Origin of the sequence: Pseudobutyrivibrio sp. JW11 (assembly GCF_900115355.1) — a bacterium.
GTDB classification, from domain to species: domain Bacteria; phylum Bacillota; class Clostridia; order Lachnospirales; family Lachnospiraceae; genus Pseudobutyrivibrio; species Pseudobutyrivibrio ruminis.
Map to the genome: position 1 here is coordinate 246202 of NZ_FOWB01000001.1, position 26918 is coordinate 273119.

Sequence of the window (26918 nt, forward strand, 5' to 3'; positions counted from 1 at the left end):
ATGTTTAAACGTATTTTGATTGCTAATCGTGGTGAGATTGCAGTTCGAATTATTAGAGCCTGCATGGAGATGAATGTGGAGTCAGTTGCTGTTTACTCCACTGCTGATAAAGACTCACTTCATGTAAAGCTTGCCACTAAGAGTATTTGTATTGGTCCAGCCCGAGCAGCAGACAGTTACTTGAATATGGATGCTATTATTACTGCTGCTCAGGTTATGGAGTGCGATGCACTTCATCCTGGCTTTGGCTTCCTTTCGGAGAATTCTACATTCGTACGAAAATGCAATGAAGCCGGAATCACATTCATCGGCCCAACAGCTGATGCAATGGATGCTCTTGGCAACAAAGCGGCAGCAAGAAAAATGATGATGAAAGCAGGAGTTCCTGTAGTTCCAGGATCGGATGGTCCAGTGGCGGACTACAGCAAACTAGAAAAAATAGCTAAGAAGATTGGCTATCCTGTTTTGATCAAGGCCAGTGCAGGTGGCGGTGGACGTGGAATGCGCCGTGTCTATAAACCAGAGGATCTGAAAAAGCTTTTCGATGAAGCAAAGGCAGAAACAATGGCTTGCTTCAATGATGATGAAATGTATCTTGAAAAGCTTATTGTTAATCCAAGACACATTGAATTCCAAATTTTAGCGGATGAGCACGGTAATGTGATTCATCTAGGGGAGCGCGACTGTTCAATTCAACGTAAGAATCAGAAGTTGATTGAAGAAAGTCCATGTATGTATATAAACGAAGACTTACGAAAGTCTATGGGAAAGGCGGCAGTTGCTGCAGCAAAAGCAGCCAACTACACAAATGCTGGTACTGTAGAATTCGTCTTGGATGAAAAGAATCATTACTATTTCATCGAGATGAACACAAGAATTCAAGTGGAACATGGCGTTACCGAAGCCGTTACCGGAATTGACCTTATCAAACAACAGATTAGGATAGCTTTTCATGAGCCATTAAAAATCAGGCAGAAAGATGTAAACATCAAAGGCCATGCCATGGAGTGCAGAATAAATGCAGAAGATCCGGCAAAGAATTTTATGGCTAACACAGGCAAAATTACTTTTTTAAATGTGCCTGGTGGACCTGGAGTCAGAGTGGACACACTTTTATATAACGGATATGAAACCAGTCCATTTTATGATTCCATGATGGCAAAGATAATTGTTCATGCACCTACGCGACTTGAAACAATCAGGCGTATGCGAAGAGCTCTTTTGGAGCTTGTTACAGATGGAATCAAAACAAATGGAGATTTTGATTATCTTCTGTTGCATCACCCTGATTTTATAAAGGGAAATTACAATGTTAGCTTTATCGAGGAGCATTTAGATGAAATACTTTCCTGGGATAAGGCAGCATCAGAATATCCAGAGGATAATGAATGATAAGTGCTGTAGATCAAAGAAAAAACAAATTCAATAGATACAAAGATTTGCGTGAAAACCCAACAGAAATGTTGGAGCCGGCCATCAAACCTGTAAAGGAATATGATGTGTGGGATAGACTTAATGACATTGCAGATGAAGGTACTTTTGAAGAGTTCAAGTTCAGCTTTCCAGAGACAAATCCCCTTGAGTTTGAGGGATATGTTGAAAAGAAAGAGGAGCTTAGAACTGAAACAGATTTTCATGATGCAATCATCGCCGGCACATGTCAGATAGATGGTTACAAGACTGTGATTGCCATAATGAACAAGAAATTTATGATGGCATCCATGGGAATGGAGCTTGGAGAGATAGTTTGTAGATCTGCTGAATTCGCAATGAAAAACAAACTACCACTGATAATATTCACAGCAAGTGGTGGAGCTAGAATGCAGGAAGGAATTCTAAGCCTTATGCAGATGGCAAAAACCAGCGCTGTAATCCAAAAGTTCAAGGAAGCTGGTGGATTATATATTACAGTTCTCACTCATCCAACTACCGGCGGTGTTAGCGCAAGCTTTGCAACTTTAGGAGATATTACTTTAGCTGAGCCAGGTGCTCTCATCGGGTTTGCAGGGCCAAGAGTTATTGAACAGACAATTGGTCAAAAGCTACCTGAAGGCTTCCAGAGAGCGGAGTTTTTGGAAGAGCACGGATTTGTGGATCAGATAGTTAAGCGGGAGGATATGAAAAACACTCTTGGAAAGCTGCTGAAGCTTCACAGTTAAGGAGGAATCAGATGAAGGCTATTGATAGAGTTCTAAACGCACGAGATAAAGACAGACCAAAGATTACAGATTATATAGATAATCTGTTTACGGATTTTTTTGAGCAAAAGGGAGATTTTTTAGGTAAGGAAGATGCCAGTATATATGGTGGAATAGCAATGTTCCATGGCAGACCGGTGACTGTGCTTGGTCACCGAAAGGGCCGCACAGCAGAGGAAAACATGACATGCAATTTTGGTATGCCAGGGCCTGAAGGCTACAGAAAAGCACTGCGATTGATGAAGCAGGCTGAAAAGTTTGGCAGGCCAATTATTACATTTGTGGATACTCCTGGTGCATATCCAGGGCTTGAAGCAGAAATGTATGGTCAGGCTCAGGCTATTGCAAACAACCTGGCCCAGATGAGTGATATTAAGGTTCCAATCATCACCATAGTAACAGGTGAGGGAAGCAGTGGTGGAGCCCTGGGAATAGCTGTAGCAAACAAAGTTTATATGTTGGAAAATGCCATTTATTCAGTTCTTTCTCCAGAAGGCTTTGCTTCCATTCTTTGGCACGATAGTGCAAAGAGAGATGAAGCTGCTGAGGTAATGAAGCTTACAGCAAAGAATCTTTTAGGATTTGGCGTAATAGATGGAATAATTTCTGAACGTGGCACTGGGTTTGAGCTTGTGTCGGAAACAGACAATGTTGATAAATACAGCAGATTATATGTAAGAATCGATAAACAGATATCTTCAGCATTGAAGGAACTTGAGAATAAAAGTGCAGAACAGTTGATTACTCACAGATATGAAAAGTTCAGATATTTCGATAAGGAGTATTTGGAGGAAACAACTTCAGAAAGAATGGAAAATGTGTAAATGACTGGAATAAGGATTTTAGGGACAGGAGCCTATGCTCCAAAGAAGCTAGTTAGCAATGATGATTTAGCACAAATCGTTGAAACAAGCGACGAATGGATAAAGCAAAGAACTGGAATGAGCGTAAGACATTATGTCGATGGTGATGAGAATCATACATACCTTGCAGAAATGGCTGCGAAAGAAGCTATTGAAAATGCAGGAATCAATAAAGATGAAATTGGCGTAGTTGTTGTTTGCACGGTATCAGCTGATTATTTTTCTCCTTCAGCTGCATGCTTGATTCAGGGACGACTTGGACTTTCAAATGACATTATTGCCATTGATATTGGGGCAGGATGTTCTGGATTTATTTTTGGAATGGAGACCATCAGAGCACTTATGATGGCGAGAAATGCCAAGTATGGTCTTTTGATCGGAGCAGAAGTTCTTTCTAAAAAGATGGACATGACAGACAGAAGCACCTGTGTATTATTCGGAGATGGTGCTGCAGCAGTTGTTGTTGAACCAGCTGATTCACTGTATTCGTCAGTGATTGGCGTGGATGGTGATGAGGAAATGATTAACATCAAGTCCCCAGATGGATACATTCACATGGATGGTCAGGGAACATACAAATTTGCAGTTGCAACAGTTCCAAAGGTAATAGAGCAGGCAGTTAAAAAAGCGAATTTAACCTACGATGAAATTGATTACTTTGTATTGCATCAGGCAAATCTTAGAATCATAGAGTCCATAGCTAAAAAAGTTAAACAGCCTATGGATAAATTCGTAGTAAACATAGAAAAATATGGCAACACATCGGCGGCAAGCGTTGGCTTAGCATTGGATGAAGCTGTCAAAGGCGGAAAGATAAAAAAAGGAGACAAGGTACTGATGTGCGCTTTCGGTGCCGGCCGAACATGGGGCGCCGTGGTACTTGAGTGGTAGATATGAAACTTAGAGATTTAACAGGTACAAAGTATTCGATAATCCAGGGTGGTATGGCAAATATTGCTACAGGTGAGTTTGCAGCTGCGGTTTCAAATGCAGGCGGACTTGGTCTTGTGGCTAGCGGTGGTATGAATGCCGAAGCCTTGAGAGAACAAATAAGAATTTGCAAAAGCAAAACAGACAAGCCATTTGGTGTGAATCTGATGTTGATGAATCCAGATGTGGATAATATCGCTCAGATGCTTATCGAGGAAAAGGTCCAGTTCATTACAACTGGAGCAGGAAATCCTGGTAAGTACATGGCTGGTTGGAAAGCAATGGGAGCAAAGGTATTTCCTGTAGTGGCTTCAGTTGCTTTGGCAAAAATCATGGTAAGAGCAGGTGCAGATGCAATTATTGCGGAAGGTGGAGAGTCAGGTGGTCACGTAGGTGATATGACAACAATGACTTTGCTTCCACAGGTAGTTGCAGCAGTGGATGTACCAGTAATTGCAGCAGGTGGAATTGCATCAGGGGAGCAGATGGCAGCGGCTATGTTGCTTGGTGCATGTGGTGTGCAGATTGGCACATGTCTTCTTGTTTCAGAGGAATGTCCAATCCATGAAAACTACAAGCAGGCTCTTATTAAGGCAAAGGATAATGCCACAACAGTAACTGGACGTTCACAGGGGGCGCCAGTTCGTATCATCAAAAACGAAATGGCAAGAGAGTATTTAAAGCTTGAGGCTGAGGGTGCAGATCGAGAGCGCCTGGAGCAGATTACACTTGGCGGACTTCGTAGAGCTGTAGTTGACGGAGATATGCTTCGTGGCTCGGTAATGGCAGGCCAGGTTTGCGGCCAACTCAAAGAAGTTCGCCCCGTAGCGGCTATCTTGGAAGAGCTCAACCGTGGTGCCGTAGAAGCGCTAAATAATGCTCAACTAATTGAGCTGTAAGAACTACAAATATAGATGAGCAAGTAGACAACAAGCTCTGAGGTTACTTAAGTGAGGTGTGTTACCGAACGGAGTAACTCTCAGGCTTGTAGTCGTAACTTGCGGACTTGGTGGGAGGATTTAGATGTTAGGTTTTGTTTATGCAGGTCAAGGTTCTCAAAGAGTGGGGATGGGCCAGGATTTTTATGGTAAATACGATAGTTTTAGGGAGACTATAGATAACGCAACAGAGGTTGTAAGCAAAGTAACTGACATGGATGTTGCAGACATCTCTTTTAATGGGCCAATTGAGCAGCTTTCACAGACTGCTTATACTCAGCCTGCCATGGTTGCATTTGCAATTGGCGTGACAAAGCTTCTGAAAGAGGCAGGAATAGAGGCTGACTACACATGTGGTCTTAGCCTTGGAGAGTATTCTGCATTATACGAGGCAGGTGTTGTAGATGAAGCAACAATCATGGAACTGATTGCAAAAAGGGGCAAGTACATGACAGAGGCTTCCCAGGGATTAAATGTCAAAATGGCTGCTGTCCTTGGAATGGATAGAGAGACTGTTTTAGAATGCTGTGAAAAAGCATGTAAAGTAACAGAAGGTGAACGTGTAGTTCAGGCGGCAAACTTTAATTGCCCAGGTCAGATTGTTATATCCGGCCATTCAAGTGCTGTTGATATGGCTAGTGCATTTCTTAAGGAAGCAGGGGCGAAGCGAATTCTTCCATTAAAGGTAAGTGGACCATTCCATACAAAGCTTATGAAGCCAGCAGGAGATAAGCTTGCTCAGGAATTTAAAACAGTAGATTTTAAGGAAGAGAAAACAAAGGTAGTTTTCAACTGTCTTGGAAGAGAAAAAAATCAGAATGAAGAGGTTGCTAATCTTCTAGAAAAGCAGGTACAGTCATCAGTTTATCTGGAAGACTCAATTAGATATATGGCAGAAGCTGGTGTGGATACTTTTGTGGAAATCGGACCTGGAAAAGCTATCAGCAAGTTTATAACTAAGACTGTTGATAATGCAAAAGTCTATTCAATCGACACAGTTGATGATTTTGAAAACATTGTAAAGGAGCTTGGAGCATGAGTGTAGCATTAGTTACAGGTGGAAGCAGGGGAATAGGAAGAGTAATTGCTGAAAATTTGGCAAAGTCTGGTATTAATATTGCTATTTGCTATTCGGGAAATGAAAACGCAGCCCAGGAGACAATTGAAGTCTGCAAAAAGCATGGCGTTCAGGCGATGTACATCAAGGCCGACGTAAGTAATGCTGATGATGTATCAGAAATGTTTAATCAAATAAAAGAATTAATGGGACCTGTGGAAATCCTTGTAAACAATGCTGGAATCACAAGGGATGGTTTGCTTTTAAGAATGAGCGAGGCTGATTATGATGCAGTTTTAGATACAAATCTTAAAGGGACTTTCCTTTGCACAAAAGCAGCTATAAAAGACATGATGAAGGCTAGAAATGGTCGAATCATCAATATCACTTCTATTGTTGGTGTTCAGGGCAATGCTGGACAGGCAAACTATAGTGCAAGTAAAGCTGGTGTTATCGGATTTACGAAGTCGGTAGCAAGAGAATATGGTTCAAAAGGTATTACCGTAAATGCGGTAGCTCCAGGATTTATTCAGACTGCTATGACAGATCAGTTGCCAGATAATGTAAAGGAAGCTTATTTAAAGCAAATTCCTTTGGCGAGATTTGGAACACCAGAGGATGTAGCAGATGTTGTAGATTTCTTGGCATCGGACAAAGCATCTTATATTACAGGACAGGTAATAGAAGTAACTGGAGGAATGTAAAACATGAAGCGTAGAGTAGTTATTACTGGAATGGGTACTGTAAACCCACTTGGCAATTCGGTGGAAGATACATGGAAGGCCGTAAAAGAGGGAAAATGCGGTATTGGCCCTATCACACATTTTGATACATCAGAATTAAAAGTAAAACTTGCAGGTGAGGTAAAGAATTTTGATGCTGCAGAAATCCTTGGACCAAAGGAATCTAAGCGTATGGATGTATACACACAGTACGCTTGTGCTGCAGCCAAGGAAGCATTTGCTGATGCTGGAATCGATATGGAAAAAGAAAATATGGACAGGTTTGGTTGCATCGTTTCATCAGGTATTGGCGGTCTTTCAACAATAGCTACAGAGCATTCCAAGGGCGAGGAAAAAGGCTACAGCAGAATTTCACCATATTTCATTCCTATGACAATTAGCAATATGGCAGCAGGACAGATTGCCATAATGTTTGGACTTAAGGGAATGTGTACATCAGTTGTTACTGCATGTGCCAGCTCAAATAATGCTATTGGTGATGCGTTCCACAGAATTCGTGATGGATACGAGGATGCTATGGTTTGTGGAGGAGCAGAAGGGGTTATTATGCCACTTGCCATTGGTGGCTTCCAGTCTATGAAGGCTCTCTGCACAAGCGAAAATCCTAATCGTGCTTCTATTCCATTTGATAAGGAACGCCACGGATTTGTTATGGGCGAAGGTGCAGGTATTCTTGTGCTTGAGGAATTAGAACACGCGCAGGCACGTGGAGCAAAAATATATGCTGAGGTAATCGGCTACGGTTCAAACTGCGATGCTTATCATATCACTGCACCAAATCCAGAAGGAGAGGGCGGTGCAAAATGTATGGCTCTTGCAGTTGCAGATGCAGGTATTGAAATGACTGATGTAGATTACATCAATGCTCACGGAACAAGCACAAGCCTAAATGATGCAGGGGAAACTCTTGCAATTAAAAAAGCTTTCGGAGACCACGCATACAAGCTTATGGTAAGCTCTACAAAGTCTATGACAGGACATTTGCTTGGAGCAGCAGGTGCAGTAGAAGGAATCATTACAGCCCTTGCTTTAAAGGATGGCTTTGTTCCAGCGACTATTAATTATCTTGAAAAGGATGAGGCTTGTGATTTGGATTACGTGCCAAATATCGGTAGAAAAGCAGATATAAATGTGGCATTATCAAATGCTCTTGGCTTTGGTGGCCACAATGCATCAATTGTGTTTAGGAGGTTTTAATGGAACTAAGTTGTTCAGAAATCCAGGAAATATTACCACATAGATATCCATTTTTGATGGTGGATAAAATCACAGAATGCGAACCTGGGGTATATGCCAAGGGAATAAAATGTGTATCAGCTAATGAAATGCATTTCATGGGACATTTCCCAGGGCATCCAGTTATGCCAGGTGTTCTTATAATAGAAGCATTGGCTCAGGTGGGCGCAGTGGCGCTTTTAACAGAAGAGGAAAACAAAGGCAAGCTTGCTTTCTTTGGTGGAATTAAAAACGCAAGGTTTAAGCAACAGGTTGAACCAGGTGATGTTTTACAATTGGAATGTAAGCTAACATCAAGAAAAGGCCCTGTGGGATTTGGAGAAGCTGTAGCTTATGTGAATGAAAAAATTGCCGCTAAAGCAGAAATTTCCTTTGCTTTAGGCGATTAAATTGAGTATGATATTTCTAGAAGTTTTAGATTAAAGAAAGATAGGAGCTAGAAATGTTAGAAGAAGCACTTACAGAGGTTTACACCAAGTTTAAAGTTCACTTTTACCAGGAGATGTTCAAAAAGCTTCGTGCAAGAGAAACATCACTTACAATCGTAGAGCTTTTTTGCGTAGAGATTATCTATGTACTTAGAAATCCAACTGTAAAAGAGTTCGCAGAATTTATTGGTATTTCTTCACCAAATGCTGCATATAAGATTGCTTGCTTAATTGATAAGGGGTACATTGAAAAGGTTCAGTCTGAAAAGGATAGAAGAGAATTCCATCTTCATGTTACAGATAAATACCTTGAGTATTTAAATCTTTCAGAGGGCTATGTTAAGACAGTAGCTGAAAGAGCAGAAGAGCGTTTCACAGAAGAACGCATTGAAACATTAAATGATATCCTTAACGATATGTCAGATTTCCTTATGAAGGAAGTAGATATTCCAAAGTATCGTAGAAGTGAAGAAGAATAATATAAAATAACAGGTCCTTGGCGAAAGCCAAGGGCTTTTTTTGTGCCTAAAAAATATGCACAGTTGACTGAACCTTATTTTGTACGATATGTAGAATCGTTTGATTGGGTTTGATTGCAAATTATCAAAAGTAATCATTTTTTAATTAATAAAGGGTGCATAAATATGTATTTTTGTGATTAGGTTACTGATTATTTTGCTAAAAAGCCCGTAAAAATGGGCTTTTGACGTATTTTACGAAAATGAATATTTCAATTTAAGAAAGTTTCACAAAATTGAAAAAGTGGTCCCTAAATCTATTGACCTTATTATGAAACAGCGTTAATGTGTTAACAGTGTTAAGTGATTAACACTTGAAAGCAATTGCGAGGTAATGTTAATGAAAAAAGTCAAAGAAGTTGCAGGCAATAATACAAGCGATTTAACAGAAATGAATCGTTCGGCTATTGTACGAATCCTTCAGCAACGAGAGGTTTGTACTAGAGCAGAGATTGCAAAGATGATGGGCCTGACTCAGGCATCTATCACAAAGCTTGTTGCCTACCTGATTGATATGGGTATCGTATCAGAGGTTGGTATTGTGAAGGGAAATGGAAATCGACGTTCCATTGGCCTTCGCCTAAATGCCGAAAAGAATCTGGTAATCGGAGTAAAGTTTTCAAGACATGTATTTGCCATTGGAGTTTTTGATATCTCTGGAAAGCTTTACACACAAAGCGAGACAGAGTTCAGCCTGGATGAAAATACAGGCAAGGTTCTGACAGCCATGAAAGACCAGATAAGAAAGCTTCTTGATGAATATGAAAATGTAGTTGCTATTGGTCTTGCACTTCCAGGTCCTTATCTTAGAAAAGAAGGACGAATTGCAATGGTCACACGAATGCCAAGCTGGCACAACATCAACTTCATTGATGAGTTCAAAAATGAATTTGATAAGCCAGTATTCATAGAGCAGGATGCCAATGCGGGAGCGTTAGCAGAGTGGTGGTTCGGTGATCATGGAAGACCACTTAGTTCACTTACTTATTTCTTGGTTGGTGAAGGTGTTGGATCAGGAGTAGTTGATCACGACAGTCTTTTACTTGGATATCAGGGAATCGCCAGTGAGGTTGGTCATATCAGCATCGACTTTAACGGAAGCACTTGTGAGTGTGGAAATAAAGGATGCTTGGAGCTTTATTGCTCAACAATGGCACTTTTGAAAAAAGCTGAAAAGGAATTGCCTGAGCTGTTTAAAGAAAAATATGAAAACAGATCAGAGGCTGTTTCAAGAATAGTTGAAGCAGCAAGAAAGGGCAATGAAAAAGCTGTTAGGGTTTTACAGGAAATTGCAACATACATTGGATATGGATGCGTAACATTGATAAACGCATACGATCCAGAAATTATAGTTATTGGGGATAGCGTATCGCAAGGAGATGAATTTCTTCTACCAACAATCAAAAAGATTGTAGAGGAAAGAACAATTCCAGAAGTTAGTAGCAAAGTAAGAATAGAGATATCTAGATTAAAGGTTGATCCTACTCTTTACGGTGCAGCAGCAATTGCTACTGACAGGGTTTTGAGAAAACCAAGCGAGTATTTGGCTTCAAATTAGGCATCAAAATAGGGAGGTATTTGATATATGGAAAGCAATTCTTTTATCCTTCAAATGCAAGGGATTACAAAAGAATTTCCGGGTGTAAAAGCACTTGATGATGTAAACCTCTCAGTGAAAGAAGGCACAATTCATGCAATCTGCGGTGAGAATGGTGCTGGAAAATCTACACTGATGAAGGTTTTATCGGGGGTTTATCCTTATGGCACATATGATGGCGACATCGTTTATATGGGCCAGGTGATGAAATTCAAAAACATCAAGGAATCAGAAAGCGCTGGAATAGCAATTATTCACCAGGAGCTGACAATGATTCCAGAGTTGTCCATTACAGAAAACATCTTTATGGGAAATGAAATCATAAAGAAGGGAATGATTGATTGGGCAGAAGAAAAAAGAAGAACCTATGAGATTCTTAAAAAAGTAGGTCTTTCAATTAATCCAGATGTGTTAATCAAACACTTAGGTGTTGGTCAGCAGCAGCTTGTTGAAATTGCAAAAGCACTTTCAAAGAATGTAAAGCTTCTAATCTTGGATGAGCCAACATCAGCATTGAATGAGGCTGATTCAGAAAACTTACTTAACCTTATGATTGACCTTAAGAATAAGGGCATCACATGTATCATGATTTCTCACAAGCTAAACGAAATCGCTGCGGTATCAGATGCTGTTACAGTTATTCGAGATGGTCACACTGTAGAAAGCTACGACGTTGAAGCAGGTAAGGTTGATGAAGATAAAATCATCAAAGCCATGGTTGGTCGTTCGATTGAGAATAGATATCCAGAGCACGAACCAAATATTGGAGAAGTTATCTTCGAAGTAAAGGATTGGTGTGTTGAGGATCCAGATGTTGAAGGCAGAATGGTTTGCAAGAATGCAAGCTTCAATGTAAGAGCCGGTGAAATCGTTGGATTCGCAGGACTTATGGGTGCCGGTAGAACAGAGCTTATGCGCTCACTATTCGGTAGAAACTATGGAATATACAGAGGTGGTTCAATCAAAATCAAAGGCCGTGAGGTAAAGCTCACATCCGTTGAATCAGCAATAAAGAATGGACTTGCTTATGTTCCAGAGGATAGAAAAAACTTAGGTTTAAATCTTTTGGATTCAATCAGAAAGACAGTTGTTGCAGCTGATTTGGACAAAATCACAAAGCATGGTCTTCTTGATATAAATGATGAAAAGAAAGCAGCAGAAGAGTATCGTAATTCTCTTAAAATCAAGACATCAAATGTAGATGCTGGAGTAACAACACTTTCAGGTGGTAATCAGCAAAAGGTTGTTTTATCAAAGTGGATGTTTACAGAACCAGATATTTTGATTCTTGATGAACCTACAAGAGGTATTGATGTAGGTGCTAAATATGAAATTTACAAATTGATTCATCAGCTTGCAGATGATGGTAAGGCAGTAATCCTGGTGTCATCTGAATTGCCAGAGCTTCTTGGAATGGCAGATAGAATTTACACAATCTTCGAGGGAACTATTACAGGGGAACTTGAAAGTGCTGAAGCTAACCAGGAAGGCTTAATGAAGAGGATGACAATTACTTCAAACTAGTATATGGGAATTATGAAAGGATGGAATAAATTATGAAATACTTAAAACAGGTATTAGGCCAGGATTTGCGCCAATACACAATGGTTGTTGCGTTAGCTGCTTTGATTATTATTTTCAACATTATTTCTGGTGGAAGAATGCTTACTTCTTCAAACTTCCAGAACTTGATTTCAGGTAATGCATACGTACTTATTTTAGCTCTTGGTATGTTGATGGTTATCGTTATTGGTCAGATTGATTTGTCAGTCGGTTCCGTAGCTGGTTTCGCAGGAATGGTTATGGCACTTGTGGCTAAGAACTATAACGTTCCTTGGTGGGCAGCAGTTCTTATCGCAATTGCGATAGGTATCTTAGCTGGTGCATGGCACGGTTTCTTCCTTGCACAGCTTGGTATTCCAGGATTCATCACAACACTTGGTGGTATGATGATTTTCCGTGGTGGTGTTATTTGGATTTCTCATTCAATTTCAGTTCCTGCTCCAGAGCAGTTAAAGTGGTTCGGTGCTGGATACTTACCTGAATGGGGACCTGCATTTACAGGCATGAACAACTCAACACTTTTACTTGGAATTATTGGAATTGTTTGCTACGTAGTAGCTCAGCTTAGAAAGTATAAGCACTCAGGCGATGGCAATGGCACAAAGGATCCACTTTGGGCTGTAATCGTTAGAATCGCTCTTATGACATTACTCATTGGTTACTTTACATGGTTATTTGGTTCAGGACGTGTTGGTACATCATTCCCTGTTCCAGGACTTATCTTATTATTACTTACAATCGTTTATCACATCATTACACAGCGTACAAAGTTTGGTCGTCACGTATATGCGGTAGGTGGTAACAAGGCAGCAGCTGCCCTTTCGGGTGTAAATGTTAAAAAGACATATTTCCTTACAATGGTAAACATGTCACTTTTAGCATCAATCGCAGGTATTCTTTTTGTAGGTCGTTCTACAGCAGCTGGTCCTGCTGATGGAACATCATGGGAAATGGATGCAATCGCTTCAGTATTCATCGGTGGTGCTGCAGTATCAGGTGGTGTTGGTACAATTCTTGCAACAATCGTCGGTGGTCTTGTAATGGCAGTTCTTAACAACGGTCTTATGCTTATGGGTGTTGGTGCCGACAAGACACAGGTTATCAAGGGCTTCGTTCTTTTAGCTGCTGTAGCATTTGATGTTTACAACAAGAAGAGCGGCAAGAGCTCAATCATTGGCAGAGTATTTGGGGGAAATAAAAAAGCTGCCAACTAATTTAAGAAGGCTTGCCTGCAGTAATAAACTGCTGGGCCTTACATATTAAGTGCACAATATGTGATTATTTAAGGAGGATGGAAAATGAAAAAAAGAGCATTATTGTCAATGGCAATGGTGGCAACTATGACAGTTGCAACATTCGCAGGCTGTGGGGGAAGTAGAGAGGGAACTACAGAAGAAGCAGCAACAACAGAAACAGAGGCAACAACAGAAGAGGCTTCAGCTGATACAGCTGCAACAGATATGCCTGGTTTCGAAGAGGGAGCAACAATTGGTATCTCACTTCCATGGCTTGGAACTCAGAACTGGAAAGAAGCTGAGGAGATGTTTACAACACAGCTTGAAGAAGCTGGTTACACTCCACTTGTACAGGCTGCAGATAACAAGGTTACTCAGCAGCAACAGCAGATTGAGTCTATGATCGAGAATGGTGCAAAGGTTATCGTTGTAGGTCCTGTAGATGGTTCTCAGCTTGGTTCAGTACTTGAGCAGGCTAAGGAAGCTGGCGTATACGTAATCGGATACGATCGTCTTCTTGAGAACACAACAGGTGTTGATGGTGTAGTTCAGTTCGGTTCTGTAAAGACTGGTGAGCTTCAGGCTCAGGCTCTTTTACAGGGTCTTGAGGAGCAGAAGGGTGAGGCTCCTTACAACATCGAGCTTTTCGGTGGTGGTCCTGCTGATCCTAACGCACCAAACTTCTTCAAGGGTGCTATGTCAGTACTTCAGCCAAAGATTGATGATGGAACACTTGTAGTTGTATCTGGTCAGACAGACTTTACACAGTGTGCAACAGTTGATTGGGACAATGCTAAGGCACAGTCAAGAATGGATTCACTTCTTTCAGGATTCTATTCAGACAAGGAAATCGATGGTGTTCTTTGCCCTAACGATGGTATTGCAAGAGCATGTATCACATCATGCGAGAACGCTGGTCAGGACATCCCAGTAGTATCTGGTCTTGATGCTGAGAACGAGTCAGTTGAGTGGGTATGGCAGGGACGTCAGTACTCTACAGTTGCTAAGCCAACAGAAGACCTTGTTGCTAAGACAATCGAAATCATCGATTCACTTCAGGCTGGTAACGGTATGCCTGCTACAGAAGTAACAGCAGACAACGGTGTAATCGAAGTTCCAGTATATGAGCTTCCACCAGTAGTAGTTACAAAGGACAACGAGAAGGAAGTATTTGCAAATGACCCTTCACGTTTAGAATTATTAAAGTAATTTCTTCTTCATATTCTTTTTTTGATAATTTGTTTAAAGTATAATTAACTCAGGGGTTGTATTTTAAACACTTATAGGGCAGTGACAATCCACTGCCCTTATTAAATGATATTTTAGGAGGTAGTGTTGTGGAAAAGAAAATTGACGTTGTGGCATTGGGAGAACTCCTTATAGATATGACTAACAACGGAGTATCAGAAAATAATAATGACTTGTTTGAGGCAAATCCAGGAGGAGCACCATGTAATGTACTTGCTATGCTTAAAAGATTTGGCCACGAAGTTAATTTTATTGGTAAGGTAGGAGATGACATTTTTGGTAGAAAGCTGAAAGCTACACTTGAGGAAGTTGGCATTGGTACAGAGAATCTTTTAATGGATAAGGATGTCCGTACTACACTTGCTTTTGTAGAGACTTTCCCAGATGGAGATAGAGATTTCTCATTCTACAGAAATCCAGGAGCAGATATGATGCTCAGAAAGGATGAGGTAGACACAGAGCTAATCAAGAATACAAAGGTTTTCCATTTTGGAACACTTTCTATGACTCATGAATTGCCAAGAGAGGCTACAATTTTTGCTCTTGAAGAGGCTAAGAAAAATGGTGCTATCATCACATTTGATCCAAACCTAAGAGAACCCCTTTGGAACAGCTTGGATGAGGCAAAAGAGCAGATTTTATGTGGCATGAAATACGCTGATTATCTTAAAATATCAGACAATGAAATCCAGTGGCTTACTGGAGAACAGGATTATACAGCAGGTGTGCACAAAATCAGAGAGCAGTTCAATATCCCGCTTATAACTGTTTCTTTGGGCAAGGAAGGAAGCCGTGCATACTATCAGCCAGAAGGCAAGGATGAAATCATCGTAGAGGTTGATTCATTCTTATCACCAGAAACAATCGAAACAACTGGTGCAGGTGATACATTCTGCGGTTGTATAATTCACTATTTATTGGAGTATGGTATATACGAATTAGATGAAAATAGATTAAAGGAAATGCTTACAGTTGCAAACGCTGCAGCATCTCTGATTACAAGAGTTAAAGGCGCACTTAGGGTAATGCCATCATTAGATAAGGTTAATGAGTTGGCTAAATCAAGGTGAGATAATGACTTACAAAATTGTGTTCTGTGATGTGGATGGAACATTACTTAATAAAGAACATAGATTATTGGATAGTACCTTAAAGTCCATAAAAGCTTTACAGGAAAAAAATCTGCCATTTGTTATTGTTACTGCCAGAGGACCTTCTGGTATTTATCCAATATTTAAAAGATACAAGTTTGTATGCCCAATGGTTTGTTTTAGTGGAGGCCTTATCATTGATTACAATGGTCAGGTGCTTTACTCAAACGGATTCACCAAGGGCACAGCAAAAAAGCTTATAAACTTCATAGAAAAAGAGAATCTTGACTGTACATGGAATATCTATTCTATGGACAATTGGATCGTTAAAGACCGTGCTGACGAAAGAGTTGCAAGGGAAGAATCTATAGTTGAGGCACAGGCATCAGAAGGCGATGTTGATAGCTTGCCAGAAGGTGCAGAGATAGGAAAAATCCTGTGTATGTGCAACCCCGCTCATACTGTAGAAATTGAAAATAGACTAAAAAAAGAATTCCCATGCCTATCTATAGTTCGTTCGTCAGATATTCTTATTGAAATTATGAATAAAAACATTTCTAAGGGAGAAAGTATTGAATTTCTCTGCAAGAAATGGGATATTGATATTAAGGAGACGGTAGCATTCGGAGATCATTTCAATGACATTGAAATGCTTGAAAAGGTGGGGAAACCTTTCTTGATGGAGAATGCACCAAAGGAGCTAAAGGAACGAATCGGAAGTGTTACCTTTAGCAATAATGCTGATGGGATATATCATGGTTTGAAGCAAATAGGACTAGTTGATTAATCGACTAGAAAGGGGGATTTTGCATGGGACGATACGAACTTGATTCAGCTGAAAACAAAGCCTTTGTCAGAGAGATGAGGAATAGTCTGTTGTCATTTGGACACAGATTTCCTTCTCCTGGCGGAGGCTCTTATTATTTAGGGGATGACGGAACTCCTTGGAAGGACCGTCCAAGGGAAACTTGGATCACAAGTAGAATGTGCCATGTCTATAGTCTGGGAGCAATGCTTGGCCATGAAGGAAGCGAAGCACTTGCTGATGCAGCACTAAAGGGACTGACAGGGGAATTGCACGATGATGAGCATAAAGGCTGGTATGCAGGATTGACTGCAGATGGAGAGGTGCTTCCAAACAAGCAGTGCTATGCCCACGGTTTTGTAATACTTGCTGCAAGTAGTGCATTTTTGGCAAAGCGGCCGGGAGCAAAGGAACTTCTAGAGGATGCACTAGCTGTTTACGATGAATTCTTTTGGGATGAGGAGTTGGGACTTTCTGCAGATACCTGGAACACAGAATTTACAGTCTGCGATGATTACAGAGGAATCAATGCAAACATGCACACTGTAGAAGCTTTCCTTGCAGCAGCGGATGCATTAAAGAATGAAAACTATCGCGTTCGCGCAGGAAGAATTATCAATCATGTTGTGAATTGGGCAAGGGAAAACAACTGGAGAATCCCCGAGCATTTTACAAGTGATTGGAAGCCTGATTTGCAGTGCAATATAGACAAACCAGATGACCAGTTCAAGCCATACGGCGCTACTCCAGGCCACGGAATTGAATGGGCAAGATTAATTACCCAGTGGGCTGTTTCTACATATGGTAAATACGATAATGAAAATGCAAAAGATTATATCATAATTGCGGAGAAGCTATACAACAGAGCTGTGGAGGATGGCTGGAATGCAGACGGTGAACCAGGCATTTGCTACACCACCGATTGGGACGGCAAGCCTGTAGTTCACGATAGAATGCACTGGACTCTTGCAGAAGCAATAAATACATCTGCAGTTTTATATCGCGTCACAGGAAATGAAAAATACAAAGAAGATTACGCTGCTTTCATGGAATACCTTGACGAAAAAGTATACGACCAGGCCACAGGCTCATGGTTCCACCAGCTCGATGAACACAACAATGTGATTGGAACAGTCTGGCCTGGCAAATCCGACATTTACCACGCTTTGCAAGCCACAATGATTCCATACAATGATTTGGTTGGCGTGTCCATTGCCAGCGCTGTAGCCAGGGGCAATAGCTAGTGGTTTGAGGTGTGAGGTTGCGGCTGTGGCTATGGGCTATGGGCGATGGACTATGGCTATGATTGGGGATATTTGAATTGGCTGACTACTGCCTAGATTCAGAAAATGAATTTAGGCAGTAGTTTTTTTGTGGGGGTAGTGGGGGTACTACTGCCTGAGGGTTAAAAATGAAACTAGGCAGTAGTGCTTGCAGGGACTACTACTGCCTGAGAGCAGAAAATGAAATTAGGCAGTAGTGCTTGCAGGGACTACTACTGCCTGAGAGCAGAAAATGAAATTAGGCAGTAGTGTTGGTTGGAAATTTTACTATCTGTAAATAGAATTTGATTACAGGTAGTAAGAAACAGGAGAAATCTTACTAACGCCTTGTGGTTTATCATTTTATTAGGAAAATTCAGTGGGAGGGAATAATATAACGATTAAGATGTTAATATTTGCCACGCTAATAGTCTTTGAGTTATGCCAAAGTGGCGAAATATCTGTGAAAAAGGGATGTTGCAGATGTGAAATTGTAGTCTATTCAGAAAAAAGCTTTAGTGATCGCTTAGTCCTGCCAGACTGATAAGCGGTCACTTTTTTGTTGCACTGTCTCGGCCAATTTTGTAGCGGAGTCCAAAAGCAGAAAATAATATTCCAGATAAAACTTCCAATAGAGATTTGGCAAACTTTTTATGCCCATTAATTGAAAAATGAACTCCGTCGTAACCCATCTCTATATTCCATTTCCCAGCATCGATAGCATTTATGTTATGCTCCTGTGCTAGTTTCATATAGCCTGCATTAAGTCGTAAACTGCAGTCATAGTATAGTTCCATCTCAGAATCTGATGCGCTTATGTATGGTGGTGCAATCAAGATAAATCTAGCCAGGCAGTTTTGATTAATATAATCAAGAATGCCATCAAGTCTTTGAAGTGTAGCTTCAACATCGGGATGATTTGTAAGTAAAATATCATTGGTACCAAGCATCATTACAAAGACATCATCTTTAGTTAGATTTTGAATGGTTGTTGTGAAATAGCCATAGCCTAACTCAGGCAACATTCGGCCATTCATGCCTTCCTCCATGACTTCATAGTTATCTTTTAGGGCTTCTTTTACATGAGTAGTCCAGCGAACTTCTGTAGGATATCTACCACCCAAGAAGCCTCTAGGATCATAGCCATATGTATTTGAATCTCCGAACAGAATTAGTTTTTTCATAGAGTTAACCTCATTTGATACCAGGTAACATTACCGTGAACAGATTCACTTATGCCTTCGTTTATAGATTGAGAATAGCCATTATTTTCAAAGTTTTCAAGACTATTATCTATAGTTTTTCTACTTGGTTACATATAACACATACTGAAAAAATTGCATGTAGAGTCATTTAAAAAGTCGTGCTAATATATCAAAGCTAATTTTTAGAAATAGAGGTAAAAGTTTTTGATTATAGAGTACGATTTAGATGTAATAAGAAATGAAGAAGAGGAGAACGAGGAGTACTTCTTTGAAGCAGAAGCTTCCAGTTTAGATGAATTAATATCCTTCAGCAGGACTATCAATATTAATGATCCAGATGAGGCGGGGATTGGGGTTTACAAAGATAATGCTTCAGGAAGATATATTGTTCCATTTGTTGCGGATGGACCGGGCTCTCCGTTAAACTTCGGAGAATTTCTCGATGTAAAGTCAGTTGATGAGAAGTATTGGAACATACATGAGGGAAGAAGTTATATAACAAATTTAGGAATGCTTGCGATGATGTCGGTGATAGCATAAATAAAAAAGCTAGGAGCAGTTGCTCCTAGCTTTATCTATACATATTACAGCTCTTCAGCATCAATCTGCTCTAGTACCTTCTGGCTTGCATCAATGGTGAAATGCTGTAAATTGTTATTAATTGTGTCAACAGCATTTGATACTGATGTGGCAGCCATAGCAACCTTTTCACTGGAAGTAGCAACATCTTTGGAAGCTTCTGTGACTTTTTCTACATTTGATGCAATCTCCTGAGTTGATGCTGATTGCTCTTCTGAAACAGAAGCCATATTTGTGGCAACATCGTTAACCTGGCGCATCTGCTCAGCCATATCATTAAGTGTTGCAGATGCTGAGCCAAGCTCTGTAGTGATTTCCAAGAAAGTATCAGCAGCAGAATTGATAGATTCTGCACTGTTGTTGATGAGTTCAGTGTTGGCTTCTGATTTGTTAGAAAGATCTCGAACTCTATCTGACATTTCATGGATGATATCTGCAATTTGATTTGTGGCATCTGCAGAGTTGTTTGCCAATGCACCAATTTCAGTAGCAACAACAGCAAAACCTTTGCCGGCTTCACCAGCTCTAGCAGCTTCGATACTTGCATTTAATGAAAGCAAGTTTGTCTGAGATGAAATGGAATTAATCAAATCAACAATCTGTGTAATCTTTTGAGCAGCGTCATCTACGCTTGCTACAGCGTCAGCCATATCGCTCATAGATGAAACGATGTGGTCCATACCTTCGGCAACGGACTTCATATCCTGCTGTCCAATATCGGCCTTTTCTACAAGGTCACGCATTGTAGTTTCAATCTGTTCTTCTTCAGCTGTAACATCTGCAATTGTTTGAGCAAGTGTTGTTGCATTTTCAGCTACTTCAGTTACAGCATCAGCCATGTTATCGATATTTTCTCTTATTTGATTCATAGATGCTGACTGATTGTTGGCAGCTGTTTCAAGGTTTTCAGCAGTATCTTTGGATGTTTGAGCATCTGAAAGAAGGTTGTGAGAAACAGTCTTAATCTCGTTTAGACTGTCGCGCATTCCGTTAATAAAATCGCCCATAGCGGTATTCATAAACGCGATTTCATCATTACCTGTTGATGAAATATCAATTGTAAAGTCACCATTTGCAATCTTCTCAATATTTTCTGTAAGGGCGGTAACTGGCTTTTTAATCATGTTAGAGAGAACTCTGATCATGACAAATACTACAATAAATACTGCGGCAATAGTAAATACAGCAAGTATAATCATAATCTTATATAAAGTAGCCATTACTTCTGATATTTTTGCGTATGCGATGACCTGCCAGTCGGTTCCATCGACTGTATAAGAAACCATATAGTATCTAGAGCCGCCAGCACGAACCTTTTTTACAACACCATCCTCTTCTTGAAGAAATGCTTCTGTTCCAGTTAAGAAGGAGTTGTCAGGGTTATCTGCTATAGAAGTTCCACATACACTTGTATCTGAATATGTAAGAATCAGCCCCTCGTTGGTAATCATCATGACGCCGCCGGACTGGTATAGTTTAACGCCGTTTAATGTTTCCTGGATGCTTCCCATAAATAAATCGCAGGCAAAGCAGCCTTCACGACCATCTTTCATCTTTACGTGTCTGATAACTGTGGCACAAAGCTCTCCAGTAACTGTATCAAAATAAGGCTTATCGTAATAATAGAACCATGAATTGTCATAGCCCATTGCTTCGATATACCAAGGTTTTTCGGTGACTCCATCCATTTTAAAGGAAGGGTCAGAAGGATAGAAGAATGAACCGTCATTCAATGCCAGATATGCACCTGTAGGAATCATATCGTAGCGACCAACGGTTTGAATTAGGTAATTCATGATTTCTGAATCATCTGCAAAAGATAATTGTTCAACAGAATCTGCAATACCATTGAGATAGTAGAATGTAGAATTTAGCTCTCTATTAACTAAACCAGCATCAGCTGAAACTTCATTTTTTAGCGAAGAATTGATCAAGTCGATTATCATGTTGTAACCGAAACCAGTAGCGATACCTTCAGCTAAAAGCGTACTTACTACAAGCATAAGAGCAAACACAAGTGTTAAACGTTTGCTGATAGCTTTTGGAGCTTGTTTTTTTGTTGCGGACATATTTCATCCTCCATTTCATGAACATAAATGAGCGTTTATAGGGTAAGTATACAATCATGAAATGAAAATACTGTGAAATAATTGTTCTATTTATATGTAACAATCAATTATAATAAAACACTTTAAAAACTGAATACTTAAGTCTAATATGAGAAGGTAAATATAGTTATTATCGGGAGGTTATATTATGCAAAAATGGTCCAGATTACTATATCAGCCTTCTCTTCCTTTATATGGAGATAGAAGAGTTACAGGCTGTGATGAGCATATTGCATTGTCAAGAAAAGCTGCGGAAGAGGGCATGGTTCTTTTGGAAAATGATGGAATTCTTCCTCTGAAAAAGGAGCAGCCACTTGCTTTGTTCGGTAAGGCCAGTGTTGATTATGTAAAAGGCGGCGGTGGTTCAGGTGATGTATATTGTAAATACGTACATAGTCTTTATGATGGCTTGAAGGCAAATGGCGTATCAGTGTATGAGCCATTAATAGATTTCTATAGAGATGATTTGAAAAAGCAGTACGAAAATGGCAGAGTGCCAGGTATGACTGCTGAGCCAAAGGTTTCGGCTGATTTGGTAAAGGGTGCTACCGCATTTACGGATACAGCTGTTATTTTGATTAATCGCTTTTCGGGTGAAGGCTGGGATAGAAGCGATGTAGAATGCAACAATGAGTACAATCCTTGGGAGACTGAAACAAGCATGCCAAAGATTGCAGGAGAGATTTTTCCGGATGGTGATTTTTATCTCACTAAGGAGGAAAAAGAGCTTGTTGCTACAGTAAAGAAGAACTTTAAAAAGGTAATTGCAGTACTTAATATTGGCGGAGTAATTGACCTTCGCTGGCTCAAAGAGGATGGAATAAATGCAGCACTGTACATGGGACAGGGCGGCATGGAAGGCGGCGATGCAGCAGCCAAAGTTCTCCTTGGTATGGTAAATCCATCAGGCCGTCTTGTAGATACATTTGCTGGTGAGCTTGAGGATTATCCTTCTACAGCAGGCTTCCATGAGTCCTTTGATTATGTAAATTACAACGAAGATATTTATGTAGGATATAGATATTTTCTTACAATTCCAGAAGCAGATAAAAAGATTATTTATCCTTTTGGATACGGATTGAGCTACACCAGCTTTGAAAGCAACATTGTTTCAATGTCACTTTGTGATGATACATTCTATTTCACAGTAAAGGTGACAAACACAGGAGATAAGCCTGGCAAAAATGTGGTACAGCTTTACTATAGTGCGCCACAGGGCAAGCTTTTCAAGCCAGCCAGAGAGCTTGGAGATTTTGCAAAGACAAAGTGCCTAGCTCCAGGTGAAAGCCAAATTATTTCTCTTTCTGTAAGCAAATATCAGATGTCTTCATTTGACGATTTAGGCAAGGTTAGGGATGCAAGCTATGTACTTGAAAAGGGTGAGTACAGATTCTGCCTTGGCAATAATTCAATGGATGTGGCAAAGGTAGATTTGGTTTGGAACAACGAGGAAGATGAGATTGTACAGGAGCTTTCTCACAAGCTTGCACCAGTTGAGTTAAAAGAAAGAATGCTTTCTGATGGTTCTTATGAGGCGCTTCCTCATGGCCAGCATAAGGATATCAACGAAAGTGTTATTACAAAGATGGAACCTGGTACAGAGGAAGGTCTTACACCAGTGGTTCGAAGCAGAGAAAGCTACTGCCTGATTAATCCATTTAAAAAGGGAGCACATATTTTTGCTGAAGTTGCTGAGGGCAAAATCACTTTAGATGAATTTGTGGACCAGCTTTCACTAGAAGATTTAATGAATCTAGTAGGCGGACAACCTAACACAGGTGTTGCGAACACATTTGGATTTGGAAATCTTCCAGAGTATGGCGTGCCTAGCGCAATGACAGCAGATGGCCCAGCCGGTGTTAGAATTGCACCAGAGACAGGAATCCTCACTACAGCGTTCCCATGCTCTACACTTTTAGCATGCACTTGGAACGAGCATCTTCTTGCAAAGGTAGGAAAAGCAGGAGGCGAGGAGCTTAAAGAAAACAACCTGGCTGTATGGCTTACACCTGCAATCAACATTCACCGCAGTCCACTTTGCGGTAGAAATTTTGAGTATTATTCTGAAGACCCAATTGTTGCAGGACGTCTTGCCGCAGCCTTGGTAAATGGTATTCAAAGCAACAATGTTGGTGCATCGGTTAAGCATTTTGCATGTAACAACAAGGAGACAAACAGAAAGCACAGCGACTCAAGAGTTTCAGAGAGAGCTCTTAGAGAGATTTATCTCAAAGCCTTTGAAATTGTAGTGAAGACTGCAAAGCCATACACAATCATGAGCGCATACAACGCAATCAACGGTGAGCGTGCTTCGGAAAGTCACGATTTGCTTACAGGAATCCTTCGTGATGAGTGGGGATTTGAAGGCATGGTTACATCTGACTGGTGGACAAGAGGCGAGCATTACAAAGAGTCAAATGCAGGCAACGACCTTAAAATGGGAAATGGCTACACAGATCGCTTGAAGGCCGCTGATGAAAAGGGCGCTCTTGACCATGAACAGTTAAAGCTCAATGCAAAACGTATACTTAATACTATTTTGAAATTCGATTAATAAGACTTAATAAAAAAGGACACCTAGATAAAAAAGGTGTCCTTTTTTTAGTGCCATCCTTTCCATAAGATAAGGACAGATTAAAAGGGGGAAGGATAACTATGAGCCAAATAAGATTTCTAGATAAAAATGGAAGCTTTGAAGTAAATGAGCCATGTCATACCAGCGGTTTGTACTTGCCTTTAGCAAGCAATAAAGGATTGAAAAGTGCTGTGACACCAGACTTTGGCGGCGATGCAAAAACTGACCAGAATCATTTTTTGATTGCACCTAAAAGCATCATGAATTTAAGCACAGACAGAGATACACGTAATTTCTTCCTGGTATTTAGCGATGAATTGTGGTCTGTAACAGGAGCATCCGCCAGCCAGGAAGCAAATAAATTTACTGATGCTGAGGATGAGGTAAAACTCAGGGCTGGTCGTATGTGGCAGTCTGTCACCAGAAAACACAAAACCAAAAATATATTGGCAACTACCACAATCTTTTCGCTTTTAGATATTAACAGCGAAATCATGATTGTTGAGATTGAAAATACAGGGGAAGAAGAGATTTCCTTTGAGCCAGTGGTGGCGGTTCCTATATATGGCAGAAGTGCAGATAATCTCAGGGATCATAGACATGTTACTTCTCTTTTGAATAGAGCTGTTATTACAGAAGATGGAGTGATTATGAAACCAACTCTTTCCTTCGATGAAAGAGGTCATCAGATAAACGATACAACCTATTTCGTATTTGCAGCCGATGATGCCGGAAATGGCCCACAGCAATTTATGGCAGATACAGATGATTATTTAGGGGAAGGTGGAACATACCTACGTCCAAGAAGCTTGATTGATGGTAAAGGAAAGCAGGATAAATGGAAGAGTCCTGGGGCAAAGGTTGATGGAAAGGAATGCGTGGCTGCGCTTAGATTTGGCAAAACAGTAATCAAGCCAGGCACAATCAAAAGATATCATATAGCTATCGGAATGGCAGACAATGATAGCATTCAAGATATAGATGAAGTAAGAACAATTATTAAATCCGTAAATACGGTAGAAGAAAAGTTCAAGGAAGTAAAAGAATATTGGATTAATAAAACGCCTATTCATTTTAATACGGGAAATCCAAACTTTGACTGTTTCATGGAGTGGGTGGCATTCCAGCCAGAATTAAGAAGAATATTTGGCTGCTCATTCCTTCCACATCATGATTATGGTAGAGGTGGAAGAGGCTGGCGTGATTTATGGCAGGATTGTTTAGCCCTTCTTTTGACAGACCCAACCGGTGTTAGAGAGATGCTTTTAGATAATTTCAAAGGCGTCAGATTGGATGGAACTAATGCCACAATAATTGGCGAAAAGTCGGGAGAGTTTAAAGCAGACAGAAATGGAATATCAAGAGTATGGATGGACCATGGCTTTTGGCCATTTCTTACAGTGAAGCTGTACATGGATCAAACAGGAGATTTGGATCTTTTAAAAGAGGAGGTTACATATTTTAGAGATAGTGACCCAGCAGGCCTGACTTATACTGGCTCGGTATTGGAACACATATTGATAGAGAACCTAACAGCTTTTTATGATGTGGGAATTCACGGCATTATTCGACTTAGAAATGCAGATTGGAATGATGCATTGGATATGGCTCCTGACAATGGCGAAAGCGTTGCTTTTACCTGTGGATATGCTGGCAACCTGAAAGATATCGCTACGTATTTACGAATCTACATGGCAAAGACAAAGGAAACAAAGATGCTTATTTCCAAGGAGCTGGGCATCCTTTTGAATGAGGATTCTATCAACACTTTTGCAAATCCAAGTCAAATGCAGGGGATTTTGGCCAAATATAGAGATGCAGTTGAAAATAGCTTTTCAGGGGAAAAGGAGTATGTGGAAATAGAACGAATCGCTGTTTTACTTGAGCATAAAGCTGATTATTTGATGAAACACATTAGAAATCAAGAATGGATTAATGATGGTGAGGGGAATAGTTGGTACAACGGATATTATGACAATAACAAGCAAATGGTGGAAGGCAAAGTAAATGACCATGTGAGAATGATGCTTACAGGTCAGGTATTTGCAATCATGAGTGGTACAGCCAAAAAGGAAGCTGTGGAATCCATTATTAAGTCTGTTGATAAATATTTGTATAAAAAAGAACTAGGTGGATATGTTCTCAATACAGATTTTGGTGAAGTTAAAACAGATTTGGGAAGAATGTTTGGGTTCTCCTACGGTGATAAGGAAAATGGTGCAGTCTTCTCTCACATGGCAGTTATGTATGGAAATGCTCTTTATAAAAGAGGCTATGCACAGGAGGGATACAAGGCATTGAATTCCCTGTTTGAAACAGCATCGGATTTTGATACAAGTCACATTTACCCGGGCATCCCAGAATACTTCAATGGACAAGGACGAGGCTTATATAGCTATCTGACAGGTGCTGCCAGCTGGTATTTGATGACCATGATAATAGAAGCCTTTGGCGTGCGAGGAAGCGCAGGAGATTTGCACATCGAACCAAAGCTTGTGAGTGAGCAGTTTGATAGTAATGGTAGTGCTTCTATTTCAATACCATTTAGAGGTCATAATTTTACTGTGATTTATAAGAATCCAAAGAAGAAAAACTATAGGGAATATTCTATTGGCCAGGTGCTTGTGGATGGCACATGTGTAATCGAAAGCCAAAAGAATATTGTTAGCATACCTGAAAATCAAATAGATTCATGGGATGAAAAAACACATGTGATCGAGATTGAACTGAAATAAGTAT

22 protein-coding genes are annotated in these 26918 nt (G+C 40.3%); 20 read left to right on the top strand and 2 right to left on the bottom strand.

The window, feature by feature from the left end:
- From accC to BM102_RS01175, 17 genes are all read left to right on the top strand, one after another.
- Window positions 1-1392: an acetyl-CoA carboxylase biotin carboxylase subunit gene (gene accC / locus BM102_RS01095; RefSeq protein WP_090478044.1), complete on the top strand. Its 1392-nt coding sequence runs from the start codon at window positions 1-3 to the stop codon at window positions 1390-1392.
- On the top strand, window positions 1389-2159 hold the full coding sequence (locus BM102_RS01100) for an acetyl-CoA carboxylase carboxyltransferase subunit beta (protein WP_242942887.1): 771 nt from the start codon (window positions 1389-1391) through the stop codon (window positions 2157-2159). Before accC ends, BM102_RS01100 begins: the two co-directional genes overlap by 4 nt.
- Before the next feature lie 11 nt (window positions 2160-2170).
- The gene (accA, locus tag BM102_RS01105) at window positions 2171-3022 is read left to right on the top strand and encodes an acetyl-CoA carboxylase carboxyl transferase subunit alpha (protein WP_090478046.1); all 852 of its coding nucleotides are present in this window, start codon (window positions 2171-2173) and stop codon (window positions 3020-3022) included.
- Window positions 3023-3952, top strand: a complete 930-nt coding sequence (locus tag BM102_RS01110; RefSeq protein ID WP_090478049.1) for a beta-ketoacyl-ACP synthase III — start codon at window positions 3023-3025, stop codon at window positions 3950-3952.
- A 2-nt stretch (window positions 3953-3954) separates the two neighbouring features.
- Window positions 3955-4890, top strand: coding sequence for a nitronate monooxygenase (locus BM102_RS01115; protein ID WP_090478052.1), 936 nt, complete (start codon window positions 3955-3957; stop codon window positions 4888-4890).
- Window positions 4891-5014: 124 nt separating this feature from the next.
- Window positions 5015-5968: an ACP S-malonyltransferase gene (gene fabD / locus BM102_RS01120; RefSeq protein ID WP_090478055.1), complete on the top strand. Its 954-nt coding sequence runs from the start codon at window positions 5015-5017 to the stop codon at window positions 5966-5968.
- Window positions 5965-6690: a 3-oxoacyl-[acyl-carrier-protein] reductase gene (gene fabG, locus BM102_RS01125; protein WP_090478059.1), complete on the top strand. Its 726-nt coding sequence runs from the start codon at window positions 5965-5967 to the stop codon at window positions 6688-6690. Before fabD ends, fabG begins: the two co-directional genes overlap by 4 nt.
- A gap of 3 nt (window positions 6691-6693) precedes the next feature.
- Window positions 6694-7926: a beta-ketoacyl-ACP synthase II gene (gene fabF, locus BM102_RS01130; RefSeq protein ID WP_090478060.1), complete on the top strand. Its 1233-nt coding sequence runs from the start codon at window positions 6694-6696 to the stop codon at window positions 7924-7926.
- Window positions 7926-8354 carry a 3-hydroxyacyl-ACP dehydratase FabZ gene (gene fabZ, locus BM102_RS01135; protein ID WP_033151673.1) on the top strand — a complete coding sequence of 143 codons (429 nt, stop codon included), beginning with the start codon at window positions 7926-7928 and terminating at the stop codon, window positions 8352-8354. Before fabF ends, fabZ begins: the two co-directional genes overlap by 1 nt.
- 53 nt (window positions 8355-8407) lie before the next feature.
- Window positions 8408-8872 (top strand): MarR family winged helix-turn-helix transcriptional regulator, encoded by a 465-nt coding sequence (locus BM102_RS01140; RefSeq protein WP_090395008.1) that lies wholly within the window; start codon window positions 8408-8410, stop codon window positions 8870-8872.
- Window positions 8873-9251: 379 nt separating this feature from the next.
- Complete coding sequence (locus tag BM102_RS01145) at window positions 9252-10469, top strand: ROK family transcriptional regulator (RefSeq protein ID WP_090478063.1); 1218 nt, start codon at window positions 9252-9254, stop codon at window positions 10467-10469.
- A gap of 27 nt (window positions 10470-10496) precedes the next feature.
- Window positions 10497-12032, top strand: a complete 1536-nt coding sequence (mmsA, locus tag BM102_RS01150; RefSeq protein WP_044935777.1) for a multiple monosaccharide ABC transporter ATP-binding protein — start codon at window positions 10497-10499, stop codon at window positions 12030-12032.
- A 32-nt stretch (window positions 12033-12064) separates the two neighbouring features.
- Window positions 12065-13285 (top strand): sugar ABC transporter permease, encoded by a 1221-nt coding sequence (locus tag BM102_RS01155; protein WP_044935780.1) that lies wholly within the window; start codon window positions 12065-12067, stop codon window positions 13283-13285.
- Window positions 13286-13369: 84 nt separating this feature from the next.
- Entirely contained in the window at window positions 13370-14515 is a 1146-nt protein-coding gene (locus BM102_RS01160) for a substrate-binding domain-containing protein (protein WP_177194869.1), read from the top strand.
- Window positions 14516-14643: 128 nt separating this feature from the next.
- Entirely contained in the window at window positions 14644-15624 is a 981-nt protein-coding gene (locus BM102_RS01165) for a carbohydrate kinase family protein (protein ID WP_090478065.1), read from the top strand.
- Between the two features lie 4 nt (window positions 15625-15628).
- Window positions 15629-16432 (top strand): Cof-type HAD-IIB family hydrolase, encoded by an 804-nt coding sequence (locus BM102_RS01170; protein WP_177194870.1) that lies wholly within the window; start codon window positions 15629-15631, stop codon window positions 16430-16432.
- A gap of 23 nt (window positions 16433-16455) precedes the next feature.
- Entirely contained in the window at window positions 16456-17694 is a 1239-nt protein-coding gene (locus tag BM102_RS01175) for an AGE family epimerase/isomerase (protein ID WP_090478071.1), read from the top strand.
- Between the two features lie 569 nt (window positions 17695-18263).
- Here the strand turns inward: BM102_RS01175 and BM102_RS01180 are convergent.
- Window positions 18264-18896 carry a GDSL-type esterase/lipase family protein gene (locus tag BM102_RS01180; RefSeq protein ID WP_090478074.1) on the bottom strand — a complete coding sequence of 211 codons (633 nt, stop codon included), beginning with the start codon at window positions 18894-18896 and terminating at the stop codon, window positions 18264-18266.
- Between the two features lie 225 nt (window positions 18897-19121).
- On the opposite strand from BM102_RS01180, the gene BM102_RS01185 reads away from it, so the two are divergent.
- On the top strand, window positions 19122-19457 hold the full coding sequence (locus BM102_RS01185; protein ID WP_033151663.1) for a hypothetical protein: 336 nt from the start codon (window positions 19122-19124) through the stop codon (window positions 19455-19457).
- Window positions 19458-19501: 44 nt separating this feature from the next.
- On the opposite strand, the gene BM102_RS01190 is transcribed toward BM102_RS01185, so the two are convergent.
- A complete protein-coding gene (locus BM102_RS01190) occupies window positions 19502-21565 on the bottom strand; it encodes a methyl-accepting chemotaxis protein (RefSeq protein ID WP_090478076.1) in 2064 nt (687 codons plus the stop codon).
- A 187-nt stretch (window positions 21566-21752) separates the two neighbouring features.
- Here BM102_RS01190 and BM102_RS01195 point away from each other — a divergent pair, with 187 nt between their 5' ends.
- A complete protein-coding gene (locus BM102_RS01195; protein WP_090478079.1) occupies window positions 21753-24158 on the top strand; it encodes a glycoside hydrolase family 3 protein in 2406 nt (801 codons plus the stop codon).
- Window positions 24159-24259: 101 nt separating this feature from the next.
- Complete coding sequence (locus BM102_RS01200) at window positions 24260-26914, top strand: GH36-type glycosyl hydrolase domain-containing protein (protein WP_090478082.1); 2655 nt, start codon at window positions 24260-24262, stop codon at window positions 26912-26914.
- The last annotated feature ends 4 nt before the right edge of the window (window positions 26915-26918 follow it).

Coding starts and splice junctions, on each gene's coding strand:
- BM102_RS01110 (WP_090478049.1), top strand. CDS start 3,023: ATGACTGGAATAAGGATTTTAGGGACAGGAGCCTATGCTCCAAAGAAG.
- BM102_RS01175 (WP_090478071.1), top strand. CDS start 16,456: ATGGGACGATACGAACTTGATTCAGCTGAAAACAAAGCCTTTGTCAGA.
- BM102_RS01145 (WP_090478063.1), top strand. CDS start 9,252: ATGAAAAAAGTCAAAGAAGTTGCAGGCAATAATACAAGCGATTTAACA.
- BM102_RS01115 (WP_090478052.1), top strand. CDS start 3,955: ATGAAACTTAGAGATTTAACAGGTACAAAGTATTCGATAATCCAGGGT.
- BM102_RS01180 (WP_090478074.1), bottom strand. CDS start 18,896: ATGAAAAAACTAATTCTGTTCGGAGATTCAAATACATATGGCTATGAT.
- accC (WP_090478044.1), top strand. CDS start 1: ATGTTTAAACGTATTTTGATTGCTAATCGTGGTGAGATTGCAGTTCGA.
- BM102_RS01195 (WP_090478079.1), top strand. CDS start 21,753: ATGCAAAAATGGTCCAGATTACTATATCAGCCTTCTCTTCCTTTATAT.
- BM102_RS01160 (WP_177194869.1), top strand. CDS start 13,370: ATGAAAAAAAGAGCATTATTGTCAATGGCAATGGTGGCAACTATGACA.
- BM102_RS01200 (WP_090478082.1), top strand. CDS start 24,260: ATGAGCCAAATAAGATTTCTAGATAAAAATGGAAGCTTTGAAGTAAAT.
- fabD (WP_090478055.1), top strand. CDS start 5,015: ATGTTAGGTTTTGTTTATGCAGGTCAAGGTTCTCAAAGAGTGGGGATG.
- fabZ (WP_033151673.1), top strand. CDS start 7,926: ATGGAACTAAGTTGTTCAGAAATCCAGGAAATATTACCACATAGATAT.
- BM102_RS01155 (WP_044935780.1), top strand. CDS start 12,065: ATGAAATACTTAAAACAGGTATTAGGCCAGGATTTGCGCCAATACACA.
- mmsA (WP_044935777.1), top strand. CDS start 10,497: ATGGAAAGCAATTCTTTTATCCTTCAAATGCAAGGGATTACAAAAGAA.
- BM102_RS01140 (WP_090395008.1), top strand. CDS start 8,408: ATGTTAGAAGAAGCACTTACAGAGGTTTACACCAAGTTTAAAGTTCAC.
- BM102_RS01190 (WP_090478076.1), bottom strand. CDS start 21,565: ATGTCCGCAACAAAAAAACAAGCTCCAAAAGCTATCAGCAAACGTTTA.
- BM102_RS01100 (WP_242942887.1), top strand. CDS start 1,389: ATGATAAGTGCTGTAGATCAAAGAAAAAACAAATTCAATAGATACAAA.
- fabG (WP_090478059.1), top strand. CDS start 5,965: ATGAGTGTAGCATTAGTTACAGGTGGAAGCAGGGGAATAGGAAGAGTA.
- accA (WP_090478046.1), top strand. CDS start 2,171: ATGAAGGCTATTGATAGAGTTCTAAACGCACGAGATAAAGACAGACCA.
- fabF (WP_090478060.1), top strand. CDS start 6,694: ATGAAGCGTAGAGTAGTTATTACTGGAATGGGTACTGTAAACCCACTT.
- BM102_RS01170 (WP_177194870.1), top strand. CDS start 15,629: ATGACTTACAAAATTGTGTTCTGTGATGTGGATGGAACATTACTTAAT.